At 50.1% G+C, this 23,071-nt stretch carries 13 protein-coding genes and 1 pseudogene; 9 read left to right on the top strand and 5 right to left on the bottom strand.

Going from position 1 to position 23,071, the window contains the following annotated elements; genetic code table 11:
• Positions 1-39: 39 nt before the first annotated feature.
• The 4 genes from HER31_RS08260 (at position 40) to HER31_RS18980 (ending at position 3,575) form a co-directional block, all read left to right on the top strand.
• The gene (locus HER31_RS08260; protein WP_168660127.1) at positions 40-687 is read left to right on the top strand and encodes an SIMPL domain-containing protein; all 648 of its coding nucleotides are present in this window, start codon (positions 40-42) and stop codon (positions 685-687) included.
• Positions 688-1,070: 383 nt separating this feature from the next.
• Complete coding sequence (locus HER31_RS08255; protein WP_168660126.1) at positions 1,071-1,337, top strand: DUF4212 domain-containing protein; 267 nt, start codon at positions 1,071-1,073, stop codon at positions 1,335-1,337.
• Between the two features lie 9 nt (positions 1,338-1,346).
• Entirely contained in the window at positions 1,347-3,056 is a 1,710-nt protein-coding gene (locus HER31_RS08250) for a sodium:solute symporter family protein (protein ID WP_168660125.1), read from the top strand.
• 192 nt (positions 3,057-3,248) lie between these two features.
• Positions 3,249-3,575, top strand: a complete 327-nt coding sequence (locus HER31_RS18980; protein WP_168660124.1) for a transposase — start codon at positions 3,249-3,251, stop codon at positions 3,573-3,575.
• A 28-nt stretch (positions 3,576-3,603) separates the two neighbouring features.
• Here the strand turns inward: HER31_RS18980 and HER31_RS08240 are convergent, their stop codons facing one another.
• Positions 3,604-13,365, bottom strand: a complete 9,762-nt coding sequence (locus HER31_RS08240; protein WP_168660123.1) for an FG-GAP-like repeat-containing protein — start codon at positions 13,363-13,365, stop codon at positions 3,604-3,606.
• Positions 13,366-13,592: 227 nt separating this feature from the next.
• On the opposite strand from HER31_RS08240, the pseudogene HER31_RS18795 reads away from it, so the two are divergent.
• Positions 13,593-14,160: pseudogene (locus HER31_RS18795) on the top strand (transposase); the annotation flags it as partial.
• Positions 14,161-14,949: 789 nt separating this feature from the next.
• Here HER31_RS18795 and HER31_RS08235 read toward each other — a convergent pair.
• Entirely contained in the window at positions 14,950-15,177 is a 228-nt protein-coding gene (locus tag HER31_RS08235; RefSeq protein WP_168660122.1) for a hypothetical protein, read from the bottom strand.
• A gap of 49 nt (positions 15,178-15,226) precedes the next feature.
• Between HER31_RS08235 and HER31_RS08230 the strand changes: the two genes are divergently transcribed.
• The 4 genes from HER31_RS08230 to HER31_RS08215 all read left to right on the top strand — a co-directional run bounded on the left by HER31_RS08230 (position 15,227) and on the right by HER31_RS08215 (position 20,225).
• Positions 15,227-17,074, top strand: coding sequence for a DUF294 nucleotidyltransferase-like domain-containing protein (locus tag HER31_RS08230; RefSeq protein ID WP_168660121.1), 1,848 nt, complete (start codon positions 15,227-15,229; stop codon positions 17,072-17,074).
• Positions 17,071-17,742 (top strand): 3'-5' exonuclease, encoded by a 672-nt coding sequence (locus HER31_RS08225; RefSeq protein ID WP_168660120.1) that lies wholly within the window; start codon positions 17,071-17,073, stop codon positions 17,740-17,742. The genes HER31_RS08230 and HER31_RS08225 overlap by 4 nt, the downstream gene beginning before the upstream one ends.
• A 118-nt stretch (positions 17,743-17,860) precedes the next feature.
• Entirely contained in the window at positions 17,861-19,534 is a 1,674-nt protein-coding gene (locus HER31_RS08220) for a GMC family oxidoreductase (protein WP_168660119.1), read from the top strand.
• A gap of 112 nt (positions 19,535-19,646) precedes the next feature.
• Positions 19,647-20,225: a C40 family peptidase gene (locus HER31_RS08215; protein ID WP_168660118.1), complete on the top strand. Its 579-nt coding sequence runs from the start codon at positions 19,647-19,649 to the stop codon at positions 20,223-20,225.
• Positions 20,226-20,335: 110 nt separating this feature from the next.
• On the opposite strand, the gene HER31_RS08210 is transcribed toward HER31_RS08215, so the two are convergent.
• The 3 genes from HER31_RS08210 to HER31_RS08200 all read right to left on the bottom strand — a co-directional run bounded on the left by HER31_RS08210 (position 20,336) and on the right by HER31_RS08200 (position 23,071).
• Entirely contained in the window at positions 20,336-21,421 is a 1,086-nt protein-coding gene (locus tag HER31_RS08210) for a ketoacyl-ACP synthase III (RefSeq protein ID WP_168660117.1), read from the bottom strand.
• A 39-nt stretch (positions 21,422-21,460) separates the two neighbouring features.
• Positions 21,461-22,138: a GntR family transcriptional regulator gene (locus HER31_RS08205; protein ID WP_168660116.1), complete on the bottom strand. Its 678-nt coding sequence runs from the start codon at positions 22,136-22,138 to the stop codon at positions 21,461-21,463.
• 150 nt (positions 22,139-22,288) lie between these two features.
• Positions 22,289-23,071, bottom strand: coding sequence for an aldose epimerase family protein (locus HER31_RS08200; RefSeq protein WP_168660115.1), 783 nt, complete (start codon positions 23,069-23,071; stop codon positions 22,289-22,291).

The raw sequence follows: 23,071 nt of genomic DNA, 5'->3' as shown, positions 1-23,071 counted from the left end.
GCTATTTAATCAAGTGTTAAGTTTATATACGGAGTAAAGATGAAGCAGATCTTATGGTTATTATGTTTCTGCGCCGCCAGTGCCAGCGCCGGTATTATTGAAGTAACCGGCTCGGCCTCGTTAGTGAGCGAGCCAACCATGGCGATATTAACGGCATCGGTTTCTAGCGAGGCTCAAACTGCTAAAGAAGCCAAAAAGCAAACTGACAAGGTGATGTCGCGGGTACTTAATGCGTTCGAATCCGCCAATATTGATGGCCAACGTTATAAAGCAGGCCACCTGCAATTGGGGCCCCAATATAACTATCGAAGTGATGAACGCGAGTTATTAGGCTATCAAGCTCAGCGTCAATTGGAGCTTGAAGTCGATATCGATCAAGTCGGCTTTTGGTTGGAACAGTTTACTGAGCTGGGTATCAATAATGTCAGTGCCCCGCAGTATCAAGCACCATTGAGCCAGAAGCAACAAGACCAACTGCTGCAACGCGCGCTGAAAAACGCGCTTCATAAAGCGCAAGTGTTGGCTGATGCTACCGAACAACAGTTAGGCAAGGTGGTTGACGTACAAGAGCAGGGTGGTTCACCGCGACCAGTAATGTACAAAGCAACAATGGCAGATGCAGAGAGCTATCACGCGGGAACCGTTGCCGAGCAGGTGTCATTGCGACTAAAAGTTGAACTAAATTAAATTTTGTCATCCCTAAATCACTAACTGTCAGCCCTGCTCCAGTTTTGGCGCTGACAGTTACCAATGTCGCCGCGATATTGAAACGGAAAGATGGGTGTTAAGCGTTAATTAGCCAGCACTACTGAACATAAACGACTGACGTATTACCTTCCCCTCGAATAGCGTATTGAACCTGTCTTGGCCTTCTAACTGCCATCTTATACCAAAGTCTACCCTAGCTGGATTTTTATAATTTTCGTTTAATATCAATTGCTTGTTCCCTTTTTTCTGACGGCAGCAACAGCTAAATGAAGTTCGTTAGACTAAGGTCGCGCATTCACAATCGGGTCGCATTGCTAGGTTACTTGTGACAACTCCAATAAACAGGACATGGGGAGCGACACATGGCTTTTGAAAGCAATGATCAAGCAAAGGCATATTGGCGGGAAAACCTAAGGTTAATGCTCGGCCTATTGGCTATTTGGTTCGTGGTCTCATACGGCTTCGGCATTCTATTAGTAGATCCACTTAATGCAGTCTCATTCGGCGGTTTCAAGTTGGGCTTTTGGTTCGCCCAACAAGGGGCTATTTACGTGTTTGTCGGATTGATCTTCTTCTATGTATCGAAGATGAATGCCCTCGACAAAAAATATAACGTTCACGAAGACTAGGGGTCAGCAATGGAACTGCAAACGTTAACTTATATCGTGGTCGGCTTTACTTTCGCCGTCTACATCGGTATTGCCATCTGGGCTCGGGCGGGCTCTACCCAAGAATTCTACGTTGCTGGCGGCGGCGTACACCCAATCGCTAACGGTATGGCTACCGCAGCCGATTGGATGTCTGCTGCGTCGTTTCTATCGATGGCGGGCTTAATTGCCTTCATGGGCTATGATGGCTCGGTTTATCTTATGGGTTGGACTGGTGGTTACGTACTGCTTGCAATGTGTTTGGCCCCCTATCTGCGAAAGTTTGGCAAGTTTACGGTACCGGACTTTATCGGTGACCGTTACTACTCCCAAACAGCGCGAACCGTTGCGGTGGTATGCGCTATCTTCGTCAGCTTTACCTACGTAGCCGGGCAGATGCGTGGGGTTGGGGTAGTATTCTCGCGCTTCTTGGAAGTTGACATCACCATGGGTGTAGTCATCGGTATGGGGATCGTATTCTTCTATGCTGTCCTAGGCGGTATGAAAGGTATTACCTACACTCAGGTCGCTCAGTATGTCGTACTTATTACCGCGTATTTAGTTCCGGCAGTGTTTATCTCGATCATGTTAACCGGTAACCCGATTCCACAGATTGGCTTTGGTTCAACCTTAGCTGACGGCAGTGGTATGACGGTGTTGGATAAGTTGGATGGTCTGGTTACTGAACTTGGATTTACCCAGTATACCGACGGCTCCAAATCAACCATTGATGTGTTCTTTATTACTGCGGCACTGATGGTGGGTACCGCAGGTTTACCACACGTAATCGTCCGCTTCTTCACTGTACCTAAGGTGTCAGATGCGCGTGTATCAGCAGGTTGGGCGTTGGTATTTATTGCCATGCTTTACACCACGGCCCCAGCTGTGGCGTCGTTCGCTCGCTTAAACATGATTGATACCATTAACGCTAGCGATGGCAGTGGTACTCTTTATGCTGAACGCCCTCAGTGGATTAAGAACTGGGAAAAGACCAAGTTAATCGAATGGACCGAAGACAAGAACGGCGATGGCCGTATGTTCTACTCCGGCGACGAGCGTAACGAGATGAAGGTCGACCGTGACATCATGGTATTGGCTAACCCAGAAATTGCGGGTTTGCCAAACTGGGTGATTGCCTTAGTAGCCGCTGGTGGTATCGCTGCGGCACTGTCAACCTCGGCAGGCTTGCTGTTGGTGATATCGACGTCGGTATCGCACGATCTATTGAAACGAAATTTGATGCCAGATATTACCGATAAACAAGAGTTAACTTACGCCCGAATTGCCGCGGCGGTAGCAATCTGCGTAGCGGGGTATCTAGGTATAAATCCCCCAGGCTTTGTGGCGCAGGTGGTCGCCTTCGCGTTCGGCCTGGCGGCCTCCTCATTCTTCCCTGCAATTATTATGGGGATCTTCTCTACCAAGATGAATAAAGAGGGTGCGATCGCCGGTATGGTTAGTGGTATCACGTTTACTGCGGCTTATATCATTTACTTTAAGTTCGTCAATCCAGCCGGTAACGTTCCAGCTAACTGGTTTATGGGTATCTCCCCTGAAGGGATTGGTACCTTAGGTATGTGCCTTAACTTTATCGTTGCCTTTGCGGTTAGCCGTGTAACAGCGGAAACTCCGATTGAGGTGCAAGAGATGGTTGAACGCATCCGTTTTCCTAAAGGGGCTGGTGAAGCCACCCACCATTAACCTTTAGCGTTGTTAGCTAAAACCCAAAGCCCAGCATTGATGCTGGGTTTTCTTTTTTAGGCAATGGCAAATGCAGGACGAGAACAGGAGTGTGCGTTTTTCAGCGCGAGAATTTTCGAAACTTCAAATCTTTCAAATTCATCGGCCTAACTGCATAAGGCTTGTACGATATTAGTTTCTGCGGTTCATGAAATGTGGACTACATTCCTTCGTGATATCACCTTGCTGGTTGATAACGTGTTAGGCGCGGGCTCATTTATTGCGAACCAGGACTACGACAGCAAAGCTCTGCGGCAGCACATTGACGATTCAGCCTCAAAACTAGTGATATCCAAGAGAAACTACGATAGCAACATAAATAAAGAAAGAGTGGGTTGGTGTTGGTATAAATATCGACATCTAGTTGAAAACGCTTTCGCACAGGTCAAACATTTTCGCTCTGTAGCAACCCGATACGAGAAATTAGTGAGAAATCACGCCAGTATGGTAACGCTGGCGTTCATAATCAGGTTGGCATAAGGCATCCAAGCGGTTGCCTTTGGTTTAATTAGCAACGGTGATACCGCCGCCTCGCTGCAAAGCCAAACAGCAGAAGTAGCACGCCTAAACCCAGAGAGCCACTGCTAGAATCATCGCCCTGCGCCGCTACGACCGTTACTAGCGCCTGCCCCGACTCGGTATCAATGCCATCGGACACCTGATAACTGATGATCACCAAACCCACAAAACCTTGCTCAGGGGTGAAGTGCAGCATGGCTGTATCTTCAATGCTTACCTCACCGCTGTCAGCCACTGCCGAAACGATGGTCAAGCTATCACCGTCAGCATCGCTGTCGTTGGCAAGAACATCAATACTCACTGCGATACCCTCAGTCACCGTCAAGGCATCATCAACCACCTCCGGAGGAGAGTTGACAACCATAGAGACAATTACCTGAGCCATCGCTCGCCCGCCATGACTGTCGAGAACACTGTATGTGATCGTATCCTCACCAACAAACTCGCTGTCACTCTGATATAGGACGCGATTATCCGCAGTAATCGACACCTCGCCATAGATCGCTTCTACCGAACCGACCGATAGTGAGTCACCATCAACATCGCTGTCATTAGCCAGCACATTAATGACCGTGCTTTGACCTCGCAACAGACTAAGTGCATCATCGACGGCATCGGGGTTGTGGTTCTCACTCATCATTACCGCCACGCCGCCTAGGTTAACGATGCGGCCATTGGCCTCACCGTCGGCGTCGTTAGGACCACCGTCCTCAAGATAGAGGTTGACGCACCAATGTCCTGCGGTCAGGCCCGATGTCCAGCTGTCATCCAGAGGTGATGGACAATAGCCTTGGTCTCCGGCCGCTGAGGACACCTGGTTACGGTCATCCTCAACAAACTCCACCCACCCCACAGCATCCAGGTAATTGCGATACACGGCGTTATTCGGGATTGGACTGCGCTGAGGGATCACCACATGGTAGCTCCCTCCCACTTGCGACAAATCGGTAACGACAAAGTCGTACAGCCCGCCTGTGTAGTCAGCCTCGGAACACATACCAATCGATTGTTCGATCTCCTCTTCACTCACTAACAGTCCCCCACTAGCTTGGCCATATAAGGTCTCCCCCAGATGCAGGCAAGCACCAGTTTCAACCTCAACGAGGTATTGCTCTTGAGTCTCTAGGGATTCGGGTATCAGCTTGCAATCGTCAATTGCGTCCAGATAATCGGGGATCCCATCGTGGTCAGTATCACCGTAGCCTTCGTCTTGGTCAGACTGTTGGTCGCCATCGCTGTCCTCCTCGCCGAGCTCAACCAACTCGGAAGACAGTTGCAGATACTCCACAGCAATAGCAGAGGCCGGCGTTGCGGCATCGTCACTTACGGTCACCTGTATCCGATACTGGCCAGAGCTTAACGCGCTCGGCTCAAAGCTAAACTCATCCCCTTGTGGCTGAGCCGCCATCAACCCTTCGTCAATCACCCAACTGAGCGTGAGCGCATCGTTATTTGCATCGAATGCCTCCGCCGTCACGGTTACCGTTCCTTGGTCCGCCGCAATCAGGGTTCGGCGCTCACCAGCTTGAACGACCTGCAGCTCAACCTCCGGTGCCACATTTCCTTCAGCAATGGTGATAAGTTGCGTCGATACCTCACCAAGGTTGCCTTCAGTCAGGCTTACCTCAATGGTTTCATCACCTTCAAGCACTTCGTCTGCGATGGTCTGCAATATCACGCTACCACTATGCCCCTCGGAAATAACCACCTTGCTGATGTCATCGGTAACATAATCATTAGCATCAGCGCTGCCAGAAAAGCTAAGCGCGGCTTCAATTGGATACTCAGGCGCATCACCACTGAGCACTACCTCAATGCTAACTGCACCGCCCTCGGCAACGGTTTGCATTGGTGCCAACGACAGTTGCGGGTGTAGTAGCAGCAGTTGCTCAGCCTCAACTCGAAGGCCGGTGGCGGGATCTTCGGCTTGCCACACCACTACATGATTACCAGAAGAGTAATAAACCTTAGGTTCAGCCATGCTCACTGCCACAGCTTCGCCCATGAAGTTCACCGCAGTCGCAACGCCCAACTCCACCTTAGTTAACACGCCAGTAGCATCAAGCTCAAGATCCGCTGGAGCGATTATCAGCGGCACATCAGACGCACTTGCAGATATGCTCACACTGATCACAGCGGTGGTCGATGCCTGACCGTCAGTGACGGTGTAGCTCAGCGTGAAATCGCCGAGATAGAACTCCGACAGTGTCAATACGAGCTCACCATCGATAGTCAGATCACCAACCTCACTGGTTGCGGACTCAATCCATAGATCGTCGCCATCAGCATCGCTATCATTGGCAAGCACATCCAATCGATAACTGTCCTCAGCATCACGCAGCAGGGCAAATTCATCACCCAGTGCGGCCGGTGCATCATTTTCACCTGGGTAGGTTTCGGTGTAGTCAACGGCACCGTCGTTATCAGTATCCAACGCAGTGCCGCTGGCATCAACATAAGTGCCAGTCACAAAGCCCACACCAGCGAGGTCGTAGTAATCTGGTACGCCATCACCATCGCTGTCTATTGGCGTGCCCGTTACGTCGACATAGGCACCCTCACTATAAAGAGAGCCATTTAAATCGTAGTCATCAGGAATGCCATCACCGTCAGCATCCGCAATCACCTCTATGTATACAGAGATGCTGATAATGTCGTTTGCTGACGACGCAGTAACCGTGACCTCATAGACATTGTTACCGTCGCTATCCAGAGGGGTGTCGTAATTGGGTTGGTTAACAAAACTGAGCTCGCCCGTCTCGGCATCAATCGACAACTGTACGCCATCAACATTGCTGACATCGATGGCGTAGCTGATGTCATCACCATCGGCATCCGTCGCTTGCACGCTCGCCACCAGCATGCCACTTTCGGGCACCCCAAATTGATATTGCGGCTCGCTTTGATACCAGGCAATGGTGTCGTCAGAAGCTGAGGCCGATAGCACGTCCATATTGCCATCACCGTCGATATCTGCGGCGTATACTGAGGTTGCACCATTGGCGCTGGTACTAACGTCATGGGCAGCAAAGCTAACGCGGCTATCTTCGGCAATATCAGCCTCATACCAAGCGATGGTGTTGTCACGTGACGAGGCCGACAGCACGTCCATGTCGCCATCGCTGTCGATATCTGTAGCGTAAACAGAAGTGGCGACGACAGCGCTAGTGCTAATATCATGAGTCGTAAAACCGACGCTGCCATCTTCGGCAATACTGGCCTCATACCAAGCGATGGTATCGTCACTTGATGAGGCCGACAGTACATCCATGTCGCCATCGCTGTCGATATCTGCGGCATACACTGAGGTAGCATAATAGGCACTGGTGCTAATGTCGTGGGCAACAAAGCTGACGCTGCCATCTTCGGCAATATTGGCTTCATACCAGGCGATGGTGTCGTCACTTGATGAGGCCGACAGTACATCTATGTCGCCATCGTCATCGATATCGGCAGCAAAAACTGAACTAGCACCGTCGGCGCTGGTGCTAATATCATGAGCCGTAAAGCTAACGCTGCCATCTTCGGCAATACTAGTCTCATACCAAGCGATGGTGTTGTCACGTGACGAGGCCGACAGCACATCCATATCACCATCGCCATCGATATCGGCAGCAAAAACCGAACGGGCACCAAAGGCGTTAGTGCTAATATCATGAGCCGTAAAGCTAACGCTACCATCTTCGGCAATATTAGTCTCATACCAAGCGATGGTGTCGTAACCAGCTGAGGCCGACAGCACATCCATATCACCATCGCCATCGATATCGGCAGCAAAAACCGAACGGGCATCATGGGCGATAGTGCTAATATCATGAGCCGTAAAGCTAACGCTACCATCTTCGGCAATACTGGTCTCATACCAGGCGATGGTGTCGTCATAAACTGAGGCCGACAGCACGTCCATGTCGCCATCGCCGTCGATATCGGCAGAATAGGCAGAGTGGGCGCCATCTGCATCGGTGGTGATGGCGTCAGAGCTTAACCCAAGCTCAAACTGATAATCTATCCAGACCGGTGCATCGCTTTCGCCTGGGTTCTGCTCCAGATAATCGACGATGCCATCACCATCGCTATCTAGCGCATTGCCATCGTTATCAACAAAGACACCAGCTTGATAACCCGCCCCAACCGTGGTGCCATCTGCGGCAACATCATAATAATTCGGTACGTCATCAGCATCGCTATCGGCGAGCACCACACTAAAAGAACTGATGGCTAACGTGCGGCTATTTCCAGCTAAGTCGGTAACCGTCAGCGCGCAATCCGTGTAACTGCCTAATCCCAAGTCGGAGCTGTTATCTGTCGCGGTTAGGGGCAGGGTGTTGAAACCTTCAGATACCTCTGCGTCGGAGCTGGTGCCGCAGCTGCCACTCATAGTCAAAGAGCCCAACTCACTGCTCCAGAAACGATAACTGACTGCGGTTGTTGCGCTGGGGGTATCAATCACAACCTCATCCAGAGATGAGTCTTCAAACAAAGACGGTGCAAAGTCATCCGCCTTAGTTTCTATCTCCACACCAATGCGGATGGTCTCGCTCCCAGCTGTTGCAGTAACCGTCAACTCATAGAGACCGTCACCATCACTATCCAAAGGGGTGTCATAATTGGGTTGGTTAACAAAACTGAGCTCGCCTGTGCTGGCGTTAATTGATAACTGCTCAGCGTCAATACTGGTCTCATCAATGGCGTAGCTGATGTCGTCACCATCGGCATCCATCGCTTGTACGCTGGCCAGCAACTCTCGCCCTTCAAACACGCTGAATTGGTATTGCGGCTCGCTTTGGTACCAAGCAATGGTGTCGTCAAAATACGAAGCTGATAACACGTCCATATTGCCATCGCTGTCGATATCGGCAGCATAGACTGAGCGGGCGCCATTGGCGCTGGTGCTAATGTCATGGGCAACAAAGCTGACGCTGCCATCTTCAGCAATACTGGTCGCATACCAGGCAATAGTGTCGTTGTCATATGAGGCCGACAGCACGTCCATGTCACCATCGCCGTCGATATCGGCGGCATAGATAGACTGGGCATAATTAGCGTCGTTGGTGATGTTACGGGCGGTAAAACTGACGCTGCTATCATCGGCAATATTGGCTTCATACCAGGCGATGGTGTCGTCATTAGCTGAGGCCGATAGCACGTCCATATCGCCATCGCCATCAATATCGGCGGCGTAAGCCGAGTGGGCACCAACAGCGTCATTGGTGATGTCATGGGCGGTAAAACTGACGCTGCCATCTTCGGCAATATTGGCTTCATACCAAGCGATGGTGTCGTCATCAGCTGAGGCCGATAGCACGTCCATGTCGCCATCGCCGTCGATATCGGCAGCATAAACCGAGTAGGCACCATCGGCGCTGGTGCTAATGTCATGGGCGGTAAAACTGACGCTGCCATCACTGGCAATACTAGTTTCATACCAAGCGATGGTGTCGTCATCAGCTGAGGCCGATAGCACGTCCATATCACCATCGCCGTCGATATCTGCAGCATAAACCGAGTAGGCACCATCGGCGCTGGTGCTAATGTCATGGGCCGTAAAATTGACGCTGCCATTTTCGCCAATGGTAGCCTCATACCAAGCGATGGTATCGTAACGTGACGAGGCCGACAGCACATCCATATCACCATCGCCATCGATATCGGCAGCATAGACTGAGCGGGCAGTATCAGCGCTGGCGCTAATGTCGTGGGCAGTAAAACTAACGCTGCCATCTTCTGCAATACTGGTCTCATACCAGGCGATGGTGTCGTCATTAGCTGAGGCCGACAGCACGTCCATGTCGCCATCGCCATCGATATCGGCGGCATAGACAGAAGTGGCGCCATTTGCACCGGTGGTGATGGCGTCAGAGCCAAATTCAAGCCCATAATCCACCCATACTGGCGCATCGTTTTCGCCTGGGTTCTGCTCCAGATAATCGACGATGCCATCACCATCGCTATCTAGCGCATTGCCATCGTTATCAACAAAGACACCAGCTTGATAACCCGCCCCAACCGTGGTGCCATCTGCGGCAACATCATAATAATTCGGTACGCCATCAGCATCGCTATCGGCGAGCACCACACTAAAAGAACTGATGGCTAACGTGCGGCTATTTCCAGCTAAGTCGGTAACCGTCAGCGCGCAATCCGTGTAACTGCCTAATCCCAAGTCGGAGCTGTTATCTGTCGCGGTTAGGGGCAGGGTGTTGAAACCTTCAGATACCTCTGCGTCGGAGCTGGTGCCGCAGCTGCCACTCATAGTCAAAGAGCCCAACTCACTGCTCCAGAAACGATAACTGACTGCGGTTGTTGCGCTGGGGGTATCAATCACAACCTCATCCAGAGATGAGTCTTCAAACAAAGACGGCGCAAAATCATCTTCCTGAACTTCTATCTCAACGCCAATATGAATGGTCTCACCCCCAGCTGTTGCAGTAACCGTCAACTCATAGAGACCGTCACCATCACTATCCAAAGGGGTGTCATAATTGGGTTGGTTAACAAAACTGAGCTCGCCTGTGCTGGCGTTAATTGATAACTGCTCAGCGTCAATACTGGTCTCATCAATGGCGTAGCTGATGTCGTCACCATCGGCATCCATCGCTTGTACGCTGGCCAGCAACTCTCGCCCTTCAAACACGCTGAATTGGTATTGCGGCTCGCTTTGGTACCAAGCAATGGTGTCGTCAGAAGCTGATAACACGTCCATATTGCCATCGCTGTCGATATCGGCAGCATAGACTGAGCGGGCGCCATCGGCGCTGGTGCTAATGTCGCGGGCCGTAAAGCTAACGCTGCCATCATCGGCAATGTCAGTCTCATACCAGGCAATGGTGTCGTCAACGCGTGAGGCCGACAGCACGTCCATGTCGCCATCGCCATCAATATCTGCAGCATAAACCGAGTAGGCGCTATCGGCGCTGGTGCTAATGTCATGGGCCGTAAAACTGACGCTACCATCTTCGGCAATACTAGTCTCATACCAAGCGATGGTGTCGTCATAAACTGAGGCCGACAGCGCGTCCATGTCGCCATCGCCGTTGATATCGGCAGCATAAACCGAGTAGGCACCATCGGTGCTGGTGCTAATGTCATGGGCCGTAAAACTGACGCTGCCATCTTCGGCAATATTAGCTTCATACCAAGCGATGGTATGATCAAACTCTGAGGCGGATAGCACGTCCATGTCGCCATCACCGTCGATATCTGCAGCAAAAACTGAACTAGCGCCGTTGGCGCTGGTGCCAATGTCGTGGGCAATAAAACTGACGCTGCCATCACTGGCAATATTAGTCTCATACCAAGCGATGGTGTCGTCGTCAGCTGAGGCCGACAGCACATCCATATCACCATCGCCATCGATATCGGCAGCAAAAACCGAACGGGCACCATAGGCGCTGGTGCTAATGTCGTGGGCAGTAAAACTAACGCTGCCATCTTCGGCAAGATTAGTCTCATACCAGGCGATGGTGTGGTCATAAACTGAGGCCGACAGCACATCCATATCACCATCGCCATCGATATCGGCAGCAAAAACCGAACGGGCACCATCGGCGCTGGTGCTAATGTCGTGAGCCGTAAAACTAACGCTGCCATCTTCGCCAATGGTAGCCTCGTACCAAGCGATGGTGTCGTCATAAACTGAGGCCGAAAGCGCGTCCGTGTCGCCATCGCCATCGATATCGGCGGCATAGACAGAAGTGGCGCCACTTGCACCGGTGGTGATGGCGTCAGAGCCAAATTCAAGCCCATAATCCACCCATACTGGCGCATCGTTTTCGCCTGGGTTCTGCTCCAGATAATCGACGATGCCATCACCATCGCTATCTAACGCCGTACCGTCGCTATCAACAAAGTCACCGGCTTGATAACCCGCCCCAACCGTGGTGCCATCTGCGGCAACATCATAATAATTCGGTACGCCATCAGCATCGCTATCGGCGAGCACCACACTAAAAGAACTGATGGCTAATGTGCGGCTATTTCCAACCACGTCGGTAACCGTCAGTGCGCAATCCGTGTAACTACCCAATCCCAGGCCGGAGCTGTTATCTGTCGCGGTTAGGGTCAGGGTGTTGAAACCTTCAGATACCTCTGCGTCGGAGCTGGTGCCGCAGCTGCCACTCATAGTCAAAGAGCCCAACTCACTGCTCCAGAAACGATAACTGACTGCGGTTGTTGCGCTGGGGGTATCAATCACAACCTCATCCAGAGATGAGTCTTCAAACAAAGACGGCGCAAAATCATCTTCCTGAACTTCTATCTCAACGCCAATATGAATGGTCTCACCCCCAGCTGTTGCTGTAACCGTCAACTCATAGACATTGTCACCGTCGCTATCCAGAGGGGTGTGGTAATCGGTTTGGTCAACAAAACTGAGCTCGCCTGTGCTGGCGTTAATTGATAACCGCTCAGCGTCAATACTGGTCTCATCAATGGCGTAGCTGATGTCGTCACCATCGGCATCCGTCGCTTGCACGCTCGCCACCAGCATGCCACTTTCGGGCACCCCAAATTGATATTGCGGCTCGCTTTGATACCAGGCAATGGTGTCGTCAGAAGCTGAGGCCGATAGCACGTCCATATTGCCATCACCGTCGATATCTGCGGCGTATACTGAGGTTGCACCATTGGCGCTGGTACTAACGTCATGGGCAGCAAAGCTAACGCGGCTATCTTCGGCAATATCAGCCTCATACCAAGCGATGGTGTTGTCACGTGACGAGGCCGACAGCACGTCCATGTCGCCATCGCTGTCGATATCTGTAGCGTAAACAGAAGTGGCGACGACAGCGCTAGTGCTAATATCATGAGTCGTAAAACCGACGCTGCCATCTTCGGCAATACTGGCCTCATACCAAGCGATGGTATCGTCACTTGATGAGGCCGACAGTACATCCATGTCGCCATCGCTGTCGATATCTGCGGCATACACTGAGGTAGCATAATAGGCACTGGTGCTAATGTCGTGGGCAACAAAGCTGACGCTGCCATCTTCGGCAATATTGGCTTCATACCAGGCGATGGTGTCGTCACTTGATGAGGCCGACAGTACATCTATGTCGCCATCGTCATCGATATCGGCAGCAAAAACTGAACTAGCACCGTCGGCGCTGGTGCCAATGTCGTGGGCAGTAAAACTGACGCTGCCATCTTCGGCAACATTAGTCTCATACCAGGCGATGGTGTCGTCATCAGCTGAGGCCGACAGCACATCCATATCGCTATCGCCGTCGATATCGGCAGCGTAAACAGAAGTAGCACCATCGGCGCTGGTGCTAATGTCGTGGGTAGTGAAACTGACGCTGCCATCTTCAGCAAGATTGGCCTCATACCAAGCGATGGTGTCGTCATCAGCTGAGGCCGACAGCACATCCATATCACCATCGCCATCGATATCGGCAGCAAAAACCGAACGGGCACCATCGGCGCTAGTGCTAATGTCGTGAGCCGTAAAGCTAACGCTACCATCTTCGGCAATACTGGTCTCATACCAAGCGATGGTGTCGTCATAAACTGAGGCCGACAGCGCGTCCATGTCGCCATCGCCGTCGATATCGGCGGCATAGACAGAGTTGGCACCGTCGGCACTGGTGTTAATGTCATAAGAACCGAACTCTACCTCAACATCCTGCCAAAATAGCGAGCTTTCAACTGCTGATGAACTTGCACTAGTACTGCCTATACTCACCAGCAAACCAATAACAGCAATCAAACTATTAATTGGTAAGCAACAGCGAATGTCCATCCCTGACATAGCAACACCACCACAACAAACGGCAACAATGATTTAACGGTGCATCTGGGTGGTTATTACGTCAACTAAGCAACCTGACTTGTGTGAACCTGCTTGCAAATTAGACACCTAAACTGAAAACTCTTTCGCACCCGAATGCTTTTGTAGTGGCATACTAAAATCCTCCCAGCCAGTGGTTCAGTAACAACCAGATCGATACCAATAAACATCAAGTACCGCAGTGACGCTCCATTGCGGATGTTATGGTGGAGGCCACAGGGCTGAAAGTGTTTGGCGACGGGGAGTGGAAAATGCGTATGCACGGCAAGGAAAAGCGCCGTACCTTACGTAAGCTCCATTTGACTGTGGATGCCGTGACCGAAGAGGTTATTGCAGTCTAAGTGAGGGTGGTGAGTGTTGCGGATAACGGAGTGCTACCACCCTTGAACAACCCGCTAAGGCGCACGTTAAAACAAGTTTCAGTAAACGGTGCTTACCACCCGAAAGCCTGCCATCGGCTGTTGCAAAAATAGGCACGAAAGCCTCAACTCCATCGCGAGTGAATGCAGGTTTCTGCGAAGATGGTCACCCGCGGAACGAAGCAGTTTCCGCGCTGTAAGATGGCAAGTTAAAAGCGTGGGAGGAGGGCGCTGGTTATCATCAACGCTGGCAGACAGAAACGGCGACGCATCGTTATGATTAGCCCGCCCTTAAGTTCAGTGATTACAATGTTCAGGCTGGGAAGCTTTGGCTGGCGTAAAGGCGATGAACAAAGTCATAGGGCTAGGTATGCCTGCTCGTCAGCAGGATGCATAGTTATCAAAGCTCTTTGATATAGCCGTGCTTGATGGTTTGATTTTATCCCCCCCCCGGAGAGCGGTAACAATTTCTAGATCATGAATTTTCATCTGTTGTTCTTATTGTAATGCTTAGATGACCAAACTATGCCATACAACAGGGTTTAAGGTGTCGCAAAACCACTTCATATAAACCACATCAACACACTTTGAGGTATTTGGATGTCAGGATAAGCTCAACATTACTGCAGTTTGTGCTTCAAGTTTTTGCGGTTGTTGCTTGATAGCGTTGAAATTCAAATGAACGCCAAATGCAATCGTCAGCTTCATTGACTTCTCAGGCCTAAATTGAGGCTGTGTACCAATTAGGCGTTGTTCTTTCAATACAGTTAAAGCACCGGCAAGGCGAGTGTTGATATAAGGCGAAAGTACTACCGCAGTTGATCTTCTGCCGCATTGGAGCAATCCAGCGAAGCGTTTTGGACGGCGACCTAAGGCAAGGGGGGACAAAGGGGGCGAAGTTCCCCGCTAATGCATACAAGAATGTACCGTCGCCACCGCAATATCCTTTCCTAAAGCACCGAAATCGGTGAAGCCGAAGGCTTAGGATAAACTTTAACAACTAACTACCATACAGCCTAAATTTACCGGGTGTTTTGACGACCACGAATCTCAATTTTTTTGCGTTTTGTTAACACCGAAGTCGTAAATCTGACGGCACCTGGCGATGCCGGATTTGAGTATCGGCCAACAAAGCCAATGAGCCGATATGGAATTGCCCTTACCCTACTTATGGCTAATAGGTTACTTAGCCGTTGAGGGTTAGATTAACAATACGCAAAATGATGGCGAGAAATAGCAGCAGAATCGCGCTTCGGAACAGGCGAAATTCGGCTGGATTGAAGTCTTTCAACTGACCAACCCAAATCTGCCAGACACCGTGCCAATTGCCGCTACGGTTGATGTATTTGGCGAGGGAGAGAATCACTAAACTCATCCCGATTAACAGCATTATGGTTTGCAGTAACAAAATCATTGAGCACCTCCATTTGCTTACTATGGTACCAATTAGGGAAGCTGTGCCTATGACACTTAAGTCCAATTCGCCGGTACTTGATTTCTATCAACAACTTCTGCCGTTCAATCAACTTAGCGATAGCCAAACGCAGCTTGCGGTTGCTGGAACCAGTATCAGCTATTTTGCAAAAGCAAACAAAGTCGTCGACGTTGATTATCAACAACCTAAATTATATGTCGTGCGCAGTGGCGCTTTTGAAATTCGCGACGACCAAGGGCAATTGCTTGACCGGATCGGCGAGGGCGAGTTTTTTGGTTATCCAAGTTTGCTCACTGGAGAGAAGGTAAGTAATCAAGTTCGCATCTTGGAAGATGGCATTGTTTACGTCCTTACTGAAGCCGTTTTTACTCAATTGAGCGCTGAAAATCGTCAGTTCGGGCGTTTCTTTAATCGTCAGCACGCCCAACGGCTACGCCATAAAACACGTTACCAGGCTCGAGATATCGCCAGTACGTCACGAACGCGCGCGGTGATGTCCAGTCCGGTTCTCTCGGTGGTTCCGACTGCCACAGTACAGCAGGCAGCCGCGCTGATGGCACAACATTGTTTATCGGCACTGGTGGTATTAGAGCAACAGACTTTAATGGGTATCATTACCGACAGAGATCTCCGAAATCGCATCCTTGCTAAAGGTTTGGGGCCAGAGGTGTTGGTGAGTGAGGTGATGACCACTAACCCGACTACGATAGACGCCGATGCGTTGGTGTTTGAAGCCACACTGATGATGGGCCAACATCGAATTCATCACCTGCCAGTAATGGCCGATGCACAGGTCATCGGCATGATAACCAGTTCTGATCTATTACGGCTCCAGAGTACCGACCTGCTTCATCTGGTTCGAAAAATAGGCCGTTCTGATTCTGTCGCTCAGTTAATAGAGCACAGCCGTGAATTCCCTGCGCTGCTACAACAGATGATAACTGCCGATGCACGTGCTGAGGAGGTTGGACGAGTGCTGACCCAGTTAACCGACAGCCTTACTCGGCGCTTGCTCGAACTTGCCCAACTTCAGTTAGGGGTAGCGCCGATGGGATGGTGTTGGCTGGCATTTGGGTCACAGGCCAGAATGGATCAAGCGGGTAAATCAGATCAGGATAATGGTTTGTTACTGGCGCACGAACCAGACAGCACAGCTAAAGAATATTTTAGTGCGCTAGCTACGATAGTCTGTGACGGCTTGAACGCCTGTGGTTATGTACATTGTCCCGGCGGTATCATGGCTTTGAACCCCAAATGGTGTTTGTCGATAGCACAGTGGCAGCGACAATTCACTATCTGGATTGATCAGCCGGAACCCAAAGCGACCATGCATGCCAGTATATTTTTCGATATGCGACCGATCGCTGGCAACCTCTCCCTTGGTGAGCAATTGCAACAACATGTATTGCAGTTGTGTAGTGACAAGCAACTGTTCTTTGCGCAACTGGCCGGCAACGCAATGAAGCTAACACCACCGTTAGGTTTTTTCCGGCAACTGGTGCTTGAAGCCGATGGTGAGCACGGCAAAGCGCTGGATTTAAAGCATCGAGGATTGGCGCCTATCAACGATATTGGCCGGATCTACGCTTTGGCTTGCGGTAGTAATGAAGTCAACACTTTAAAACGCCTACAAGCTGCGATGGAAGCGGGGCTACTGAACCGTAAAGATGCGCTTAATCTAGCTGATGCACATGAGTTCATCGCTCATCTTCGTTTGCAAAATCAGGGGAGACAATGGCAACAGCAACAAAACCTTTCCAACTACCTGTCGCCTAAACACATATCGGATTTGGTGCGGCATCAACTCAAACAAGCATTTTTGGTGGTTAATCGTGGCCAAGATGGAATCCGTTTGAAGTATCAACGAAGCCTATGATTGCTAACCTTAACAGTCGATGGCGGGCGTTACGAAGCAAACAGCCGTTATATCAATCGTTTTATCGTCACCGGCCGTTGCCATTGCACCTTGATTATCGGCAGCTACCGATGTTGGCGTTAGATCTTGAACTGACCGGGCTGACGGTGGGCGAGGATCAGATTGTTGAAATCGGTGCCGTGGCGATTGATAACGGTAAAATTGATATGGCTACCGCGCTTGATGTGGCAGTGACCATTGATGGCAGTGTCGGTGACAGCGCCACAATTCACGGGATACGAGATGTCGACTTAGCCACAGCGGTTTCGCTTAAAACAGCACTCATATCGTTGCTGCCACTATTGCAGGGGCGAGTATTGGTGTGTCATCACGCCCCATTAGATCTAGCGTTTCTCGCGAAGGGCTATCACGACTGTTTGGGTGAGTCGTTGCCTTTGGTAGCGATTGACACTCTATTAATCGAACGCGGTCGGTTAGCACGGCAATCACAACCGATGGGATCTAGTGAACTACAGTTAAATCATTGCCGTATGCGTTATCAGTTGCCGAGCTATGACGGCCATCATGCGTTGTGCGATGCGATTGCCTGTGCAGAGCTATTATTGGCTCAAGCTGCGCAGATATCAGGCCGGGGGAGGTTGCCAGGCAAGGCGTTGTTACGGCGTTAACTCATTCAAAGTGTGCTGTTAATTTTGTTCACTGTCGGTAGTGCTGAGCTGTAGTAGCGTTTAAGTGTGGGCGGTTATCGCTACGGTAACGGTAGTATTAACAAGTTGAGGGAAACGCATGACCCAAAAATATGATTATGTAGTCGTTGGTGCTGGATCGGCAGGCTGTGTGTTAGCGAACCGATTATCAGCGGATCCCGCAACCAGCGTATTGTTGCTAGAAGCGGGCAAAAGCGATAAAAGTCCCTTTATCTATACGCCACTTGGAATCATTTTCTCAATGTTAACCGGCTTTAGAAACTGGAGTTACCGCAGCAAGGCTCAGCCATATATGAAACAACGAGAAATGTTTTGTCCTAGAGGTAAAACATTAGGAGGAAGCAGCTCGGTTAACGCTATGCTCTATATTCGCGGACAAGCAGAGGATTACAACGGTTGGGCGGCGCTAGGAAACAAAGGCTGGTCGTTCCAAGAAGTGCTGCCCTACTTTAAAAAAGCTCAACATCAAGAGCGTGGTGCCTCTGCTTTTCATGGTGTTGGTGGCCCATTGAACGTCGCTGAGCCACGCAGCAAACATCCACTCTCGCAAGCGCTGTTTGAGGCTGCCATAGAGTGCGGAGAAAAACCCAATAGCGACTTTAATGGCATTGATCAAGAAGGGGTTGGTTGGTACCAAGTGACGCAGAAGGCAGGCCAACGATGCAGCGCTGCAGCGGGCTACCTCCATCCCATAATGGCTCAACGGCCTAATCTAACGGTGTTAACGGAAGCGCAAAGCCAGCGCATTATTTTAGAGGGGAAACGTGCCACTGGCGTTGAGTATCGACATGGCGGCGTCACTCATTTAGTTACCGCAACCAAAGAGGTGTTGGTTAGTGCAGGAGCTTTCGGTTCACCACAGCTATTGCTGCTTTCTGGTATTGGCCCCAAGGACAAACTTCAACCACACGGGATTGAACAGCAACACGAACTGGCGGGAGTAGGGGAAAACCTACAAGAGCACGTGGACGTATTGGTGGTTGCGAAGGACAAAAGTGCCTCTTCTTGGGCAACTATGCGGCCGTTGCAGATGGTTCGTTCGATGGCGGCGGTCGTTGATTATGGTCGTCATCGCCGCGGCATGCTAGCCAGCACAGTGGCAGAGTCTGGAGGCTTTATTAAGTCGCATGATGATGTGGCCACACCGGATCTACAGTTGCACCTGTCGCCATTAGCGATGGATGATCACGGTCGAAACCTGTCATTTATGCTCAAGTATGGAATCAGTGCTCATGTTTGCTGCTTGCGTCCACATAGCCGTGGTAATGTCACGCTAGCCAGTAATGACGCCGCAATGGCACCGATTATTGACCTTAATCTATTGAGCGACCGCCGAGACGTAGAGGTGATGACCGCTGGTGTGAAAAAAGTACGTAAATTCTTACGAGCGGAAGCATTGAAACACTGCTTCGATGGCGAGATTTTTCCCGGTGAAGCGGTACAAACTGATGATGAGATTGAGCAGTTTTTACGTCAGAAAGCGAATCATGTCTATCATCCAGTTGGTACCTGCAAGATGGGCGACGACCCGCTGGCGGTAGTGGATGCGGAACTGAAAGTTCATGGTATCGATGGACTGCGTGTAGTCGACGCGTCGATTATGCCAACCTTGATCAGCGGTAACACCAACGCTCCCGCTATCATGATTGGCGAGAAAGCTGCAGCAATGATTTTAGCGGCTAAGACCAATGACGATGAAACAGAGCAGTTCACTGAGAGTCCAACCAAACTTACGGCAGCGTTAGCTGAGTAGAATATTGCAGTTGATCATGAGTTTGTTAGATTTTGTTAGCGGATAGCATGATGCCTCAAGTACGAGTTAAACTGACTTTATTGGCTGGTTTAGCGTTTAGTGGGGAAGGGCGATGGCATTACCTTGGTTGTTGATGATTGCGGGAGTAGCTGTAGCGGCTGATTATCGCTCCAAGCGTAAGACCGTCCAAACCGACCGTTACTTGCGGCCAAGCAGAGATCGTAGCTTGGCTCTTAGACCGTCAGAATTTCTCCCTGGTAAGCGCTTTGTTTCGCCGCAACCAGGATCGGTCGTCGTGTGCCATGTATACGGCGTAGTTGAGCACAGTGGGATCTGGTTGGGTGATGACACCATCGCTGAACTACACGGAAGTGGTTTGATTCGAGGAATATCAGCCAAGCGTTTTTTAACTGGACGTACTGGCGCCACCATATTTACCTGTTGTGATCACCTGCATAGACCTTTTGCAACTGCATCAGCGGTTGATCGTGCGGCACAACAATTATTTACCCATCGTGATTATCACCTGCGCCGCAATAATTGCCATCGTTTCGTTTGGTACTGTTTAACTGGTGAAGAGCTGATGATCCGCAGCTTTGACAATCTTAATCGCATGCTTGCTGATTTTTATGGGGCGGCGTTGTATTGGGATCCAGTTGAGGTTGACGAAGACCTCTCGTTGGCACAATAACACGAGTAATACCTAACCGTGTTAAAGCCCTGTTTAGGGTTAATGCAGTATATCCACTAAGAAGTAATGATACGGACAACACGAGGGTGCCGTATCATCGCAATTTCAAACTATTCTATGGGGCGTTTTTTTTGTTCTGCGGCGGTGTGGGCGATCAACTCTAACGCCGATTGTTCACACGGTGGCAGTTGTGCATCACTGGCGCTAACTGGTGTGGTGCGCTCCCCCCATTTGATGACCGCAGCGGCAGAGGTTAAGCCAGCGCCAAAGGCACAGCTAAGTAGCGTGTCGTGGGGTTTGATGCGGCCCTGTTCAATTGCGTCACATAGAGCTATCGGAATAGTGGCAGCGGAGGTATTGCCATATTGCTCTATGTTGACAAAGGCTTTTTCTGCCGGCACACCCATCTTGGCAATTAACGTTTCGATAATGCGTACGTTGGCTTGGTGAGGGATGACCAAATCGATGTCGTCAGTAGTCAATTGAGCTTGTTCAAGCACCTGTTTACTGAGTTTGCCCATGCCGCCTATTGCCCGCTTAAATACTTCGCGGCCATTGAATTGAAGATGAAAGTTTTCAGCCTCTTGATCAAAGCGTTTCATATCAGAGCCAAAGCCATCGACCTTGAGGTGCTCGCGGCCGCTTGGATCGTTGTGCATGGCATAACTGATCACCCCTGCTGGCTGATCGGATGTAACTGCTTCCAAAATAACGGCACCGGCACCATCGCCAAACAGTACTGCACTTTCGCGCATAGTCCAATTGATGTAGAAGCTTAATCGTTCGGCACCGACGATAAGAATTCGTTGCATTTGGCCGCACTTGATCTGTGCTGTAGCCAAGCCAACGCCGTAAAGGAAGCCAGAACAAGCAGCATTAATATCGAGTGCAGCACAACTAGCGCCAAGTTCAGCTTGAACCGTTGCAGCGATGTTGGGCAGCAACGTATCTGGAGAGGCGGTTGCGATCAGAATCATATCCAGGTCAGAGGCTTGCAAACCGGCGCTGGCCAACGCGTGTTTTGCTGCAACAGTAGCTAAGGTTGAGGTACTGACGTGACTGATATGACGTTGACCAATGCCGGTCCGCGTTCGAATCCATTCATCATTGGTATCCATTACTTGCGATAAGTCGTCGTTACTCAGAACGGCCGGTGGTAAACATTTACCCCAACCGGTGATTTGTGCGGTTAGCATGCTGACTCCTCAAAAGTCCGATCAGTATTACTGTCGTTATTATCGATTATGCTTTTCAATCTGCTGGGCGACGATAAGGCTTTTGGCGCCTTTGCCTGCAGCCAAAATATGCTGTTCTAACAATAGTGCCGCGCCGTCAGCATTACGTTGCTGGCAGAGCTTAAGTAGCTGATGATGCTCCTGCTCTGCTGTTGGTCGCCCACCGGCGAGTAACAGTTGCAATCGAATGTAACGATCTGAGCTGGTATTTAAGCCGCGAACAACTTCAATGGTATGAGGGCGATCTGCCCCTTCGTACAAACACTGATGAAACAAACTATTGAGTTCACTCCAGCTATCTATTGTGTTTTCCGATTGCAAGGCCGCGTCTAGTTGCTCGAGATAATCCGCGGCAAGGGCCAATTGGACGTCGCTCAGATTGGGAACTGAACGTTTAAGCAGAGGAGGTTCGATTAAGGCTCGCAGCTCAAATAGTTCATCCATTTGCACCAGCGACAGTTCGGTCGCAGTAGCCCCTTTATGAGCTTCAAATTTAACTAACCCTTCAGCTTCAAGCTGGAGTAAGGCTTCTCTTACCGGAATGCGACTGACGTTTAACTCGTTAGCAAGGTTACTCTGCCTAAGTGGTTCACCGGCGCTAATTTCCCCACAGAGGATTTTTTCGCGCAACACTTCGACCACCATTTGAGTTCGTGTTTTATGAATTAGTTGCTGCATCGATTCCGTGATGATTAGTTTGCAATTACGTTACAGAATACAGTTGCGACACTAATAGATAAAGGAGATTAATGGTTGATAAAAGCTTAAAAAACGTAGGTAAGACCATTATTAGCTTAATCGTTTAATTAACGCTCAGCTCAATAAAGTTTATTTTGATAGTGAAATTCGTTGGCTTAATTGATGCTGTTGGCGTGGTTGTAGCGTTATTAAGTTGTTGACGATAGCACTTTCAAAACAGATGAACTGCCACTGTTGCTTCTTGGATACATCAGTAGGGTGATTGTTAGCTGGGTTCCAGATAACGCAGCTGTCGTTCCCATCCTGATCAATGGTAACGGTATGACTGGCTGCTATCGAGGGCAAAAATTGGATCTTATTGACGCTTGGTACTATCGCGTCGATGGGGTTAGGTAATTGACACCCATTGAACTGTTGCTCAAGACCGGTTAGTGAGTTGTGAAACATTAAACCATCAAGACTCGCGACATTAATAGCCCGTGCATTGTCACAACTAAAGTAGCTGTGCAAGGCTCCGCCGAATTGCCAAGATTTACTATCGGTGTTATCGAAAACCAAGCTCAGCAATAGTGTATCGTCACTTAGCATTACGGTGAGCGCGATCCGGAATCGATTGGGCCATATCTCGAGTGTGCGTTGATTGTGCTTTAGCTCAAGTAGCGCCTCAGTCTCAGTATGTCGAATTAACTGCCACATCTCTGTTCGGGCAAAGCCATGTTTGGGACTGCCTTGCTCTGCAAACCAAGGAAAACAGATCGGTACACCACCGCGAATTGCGGTCTCACCGGATAGATCAGCGAGTTCGCTAAGCCAGAAAATAGGCTGGTTGTTATGGTGCCAGCTAAGAACATGACCACCGTAAAGGCTAATATCGACGCTGTTGTGGCGATTGCTCAGGGTAATAGTGGACAT

It is taken from the genome of Ferrimonas lipolytica (genome assembly GCF_012295575.1).
GTDB classification, from domain to species: Bacteria; Pseudomonadota; Gammaproteobacteria; order Enterobacterales; family Shewanellaceae; genus Ferrimonas; species Ferrimonas lipolytica.
Note: the sequence above shows the minus strand (reverse complement) of the source record. Positions and strands in the feature narration are given on the sequence as shown.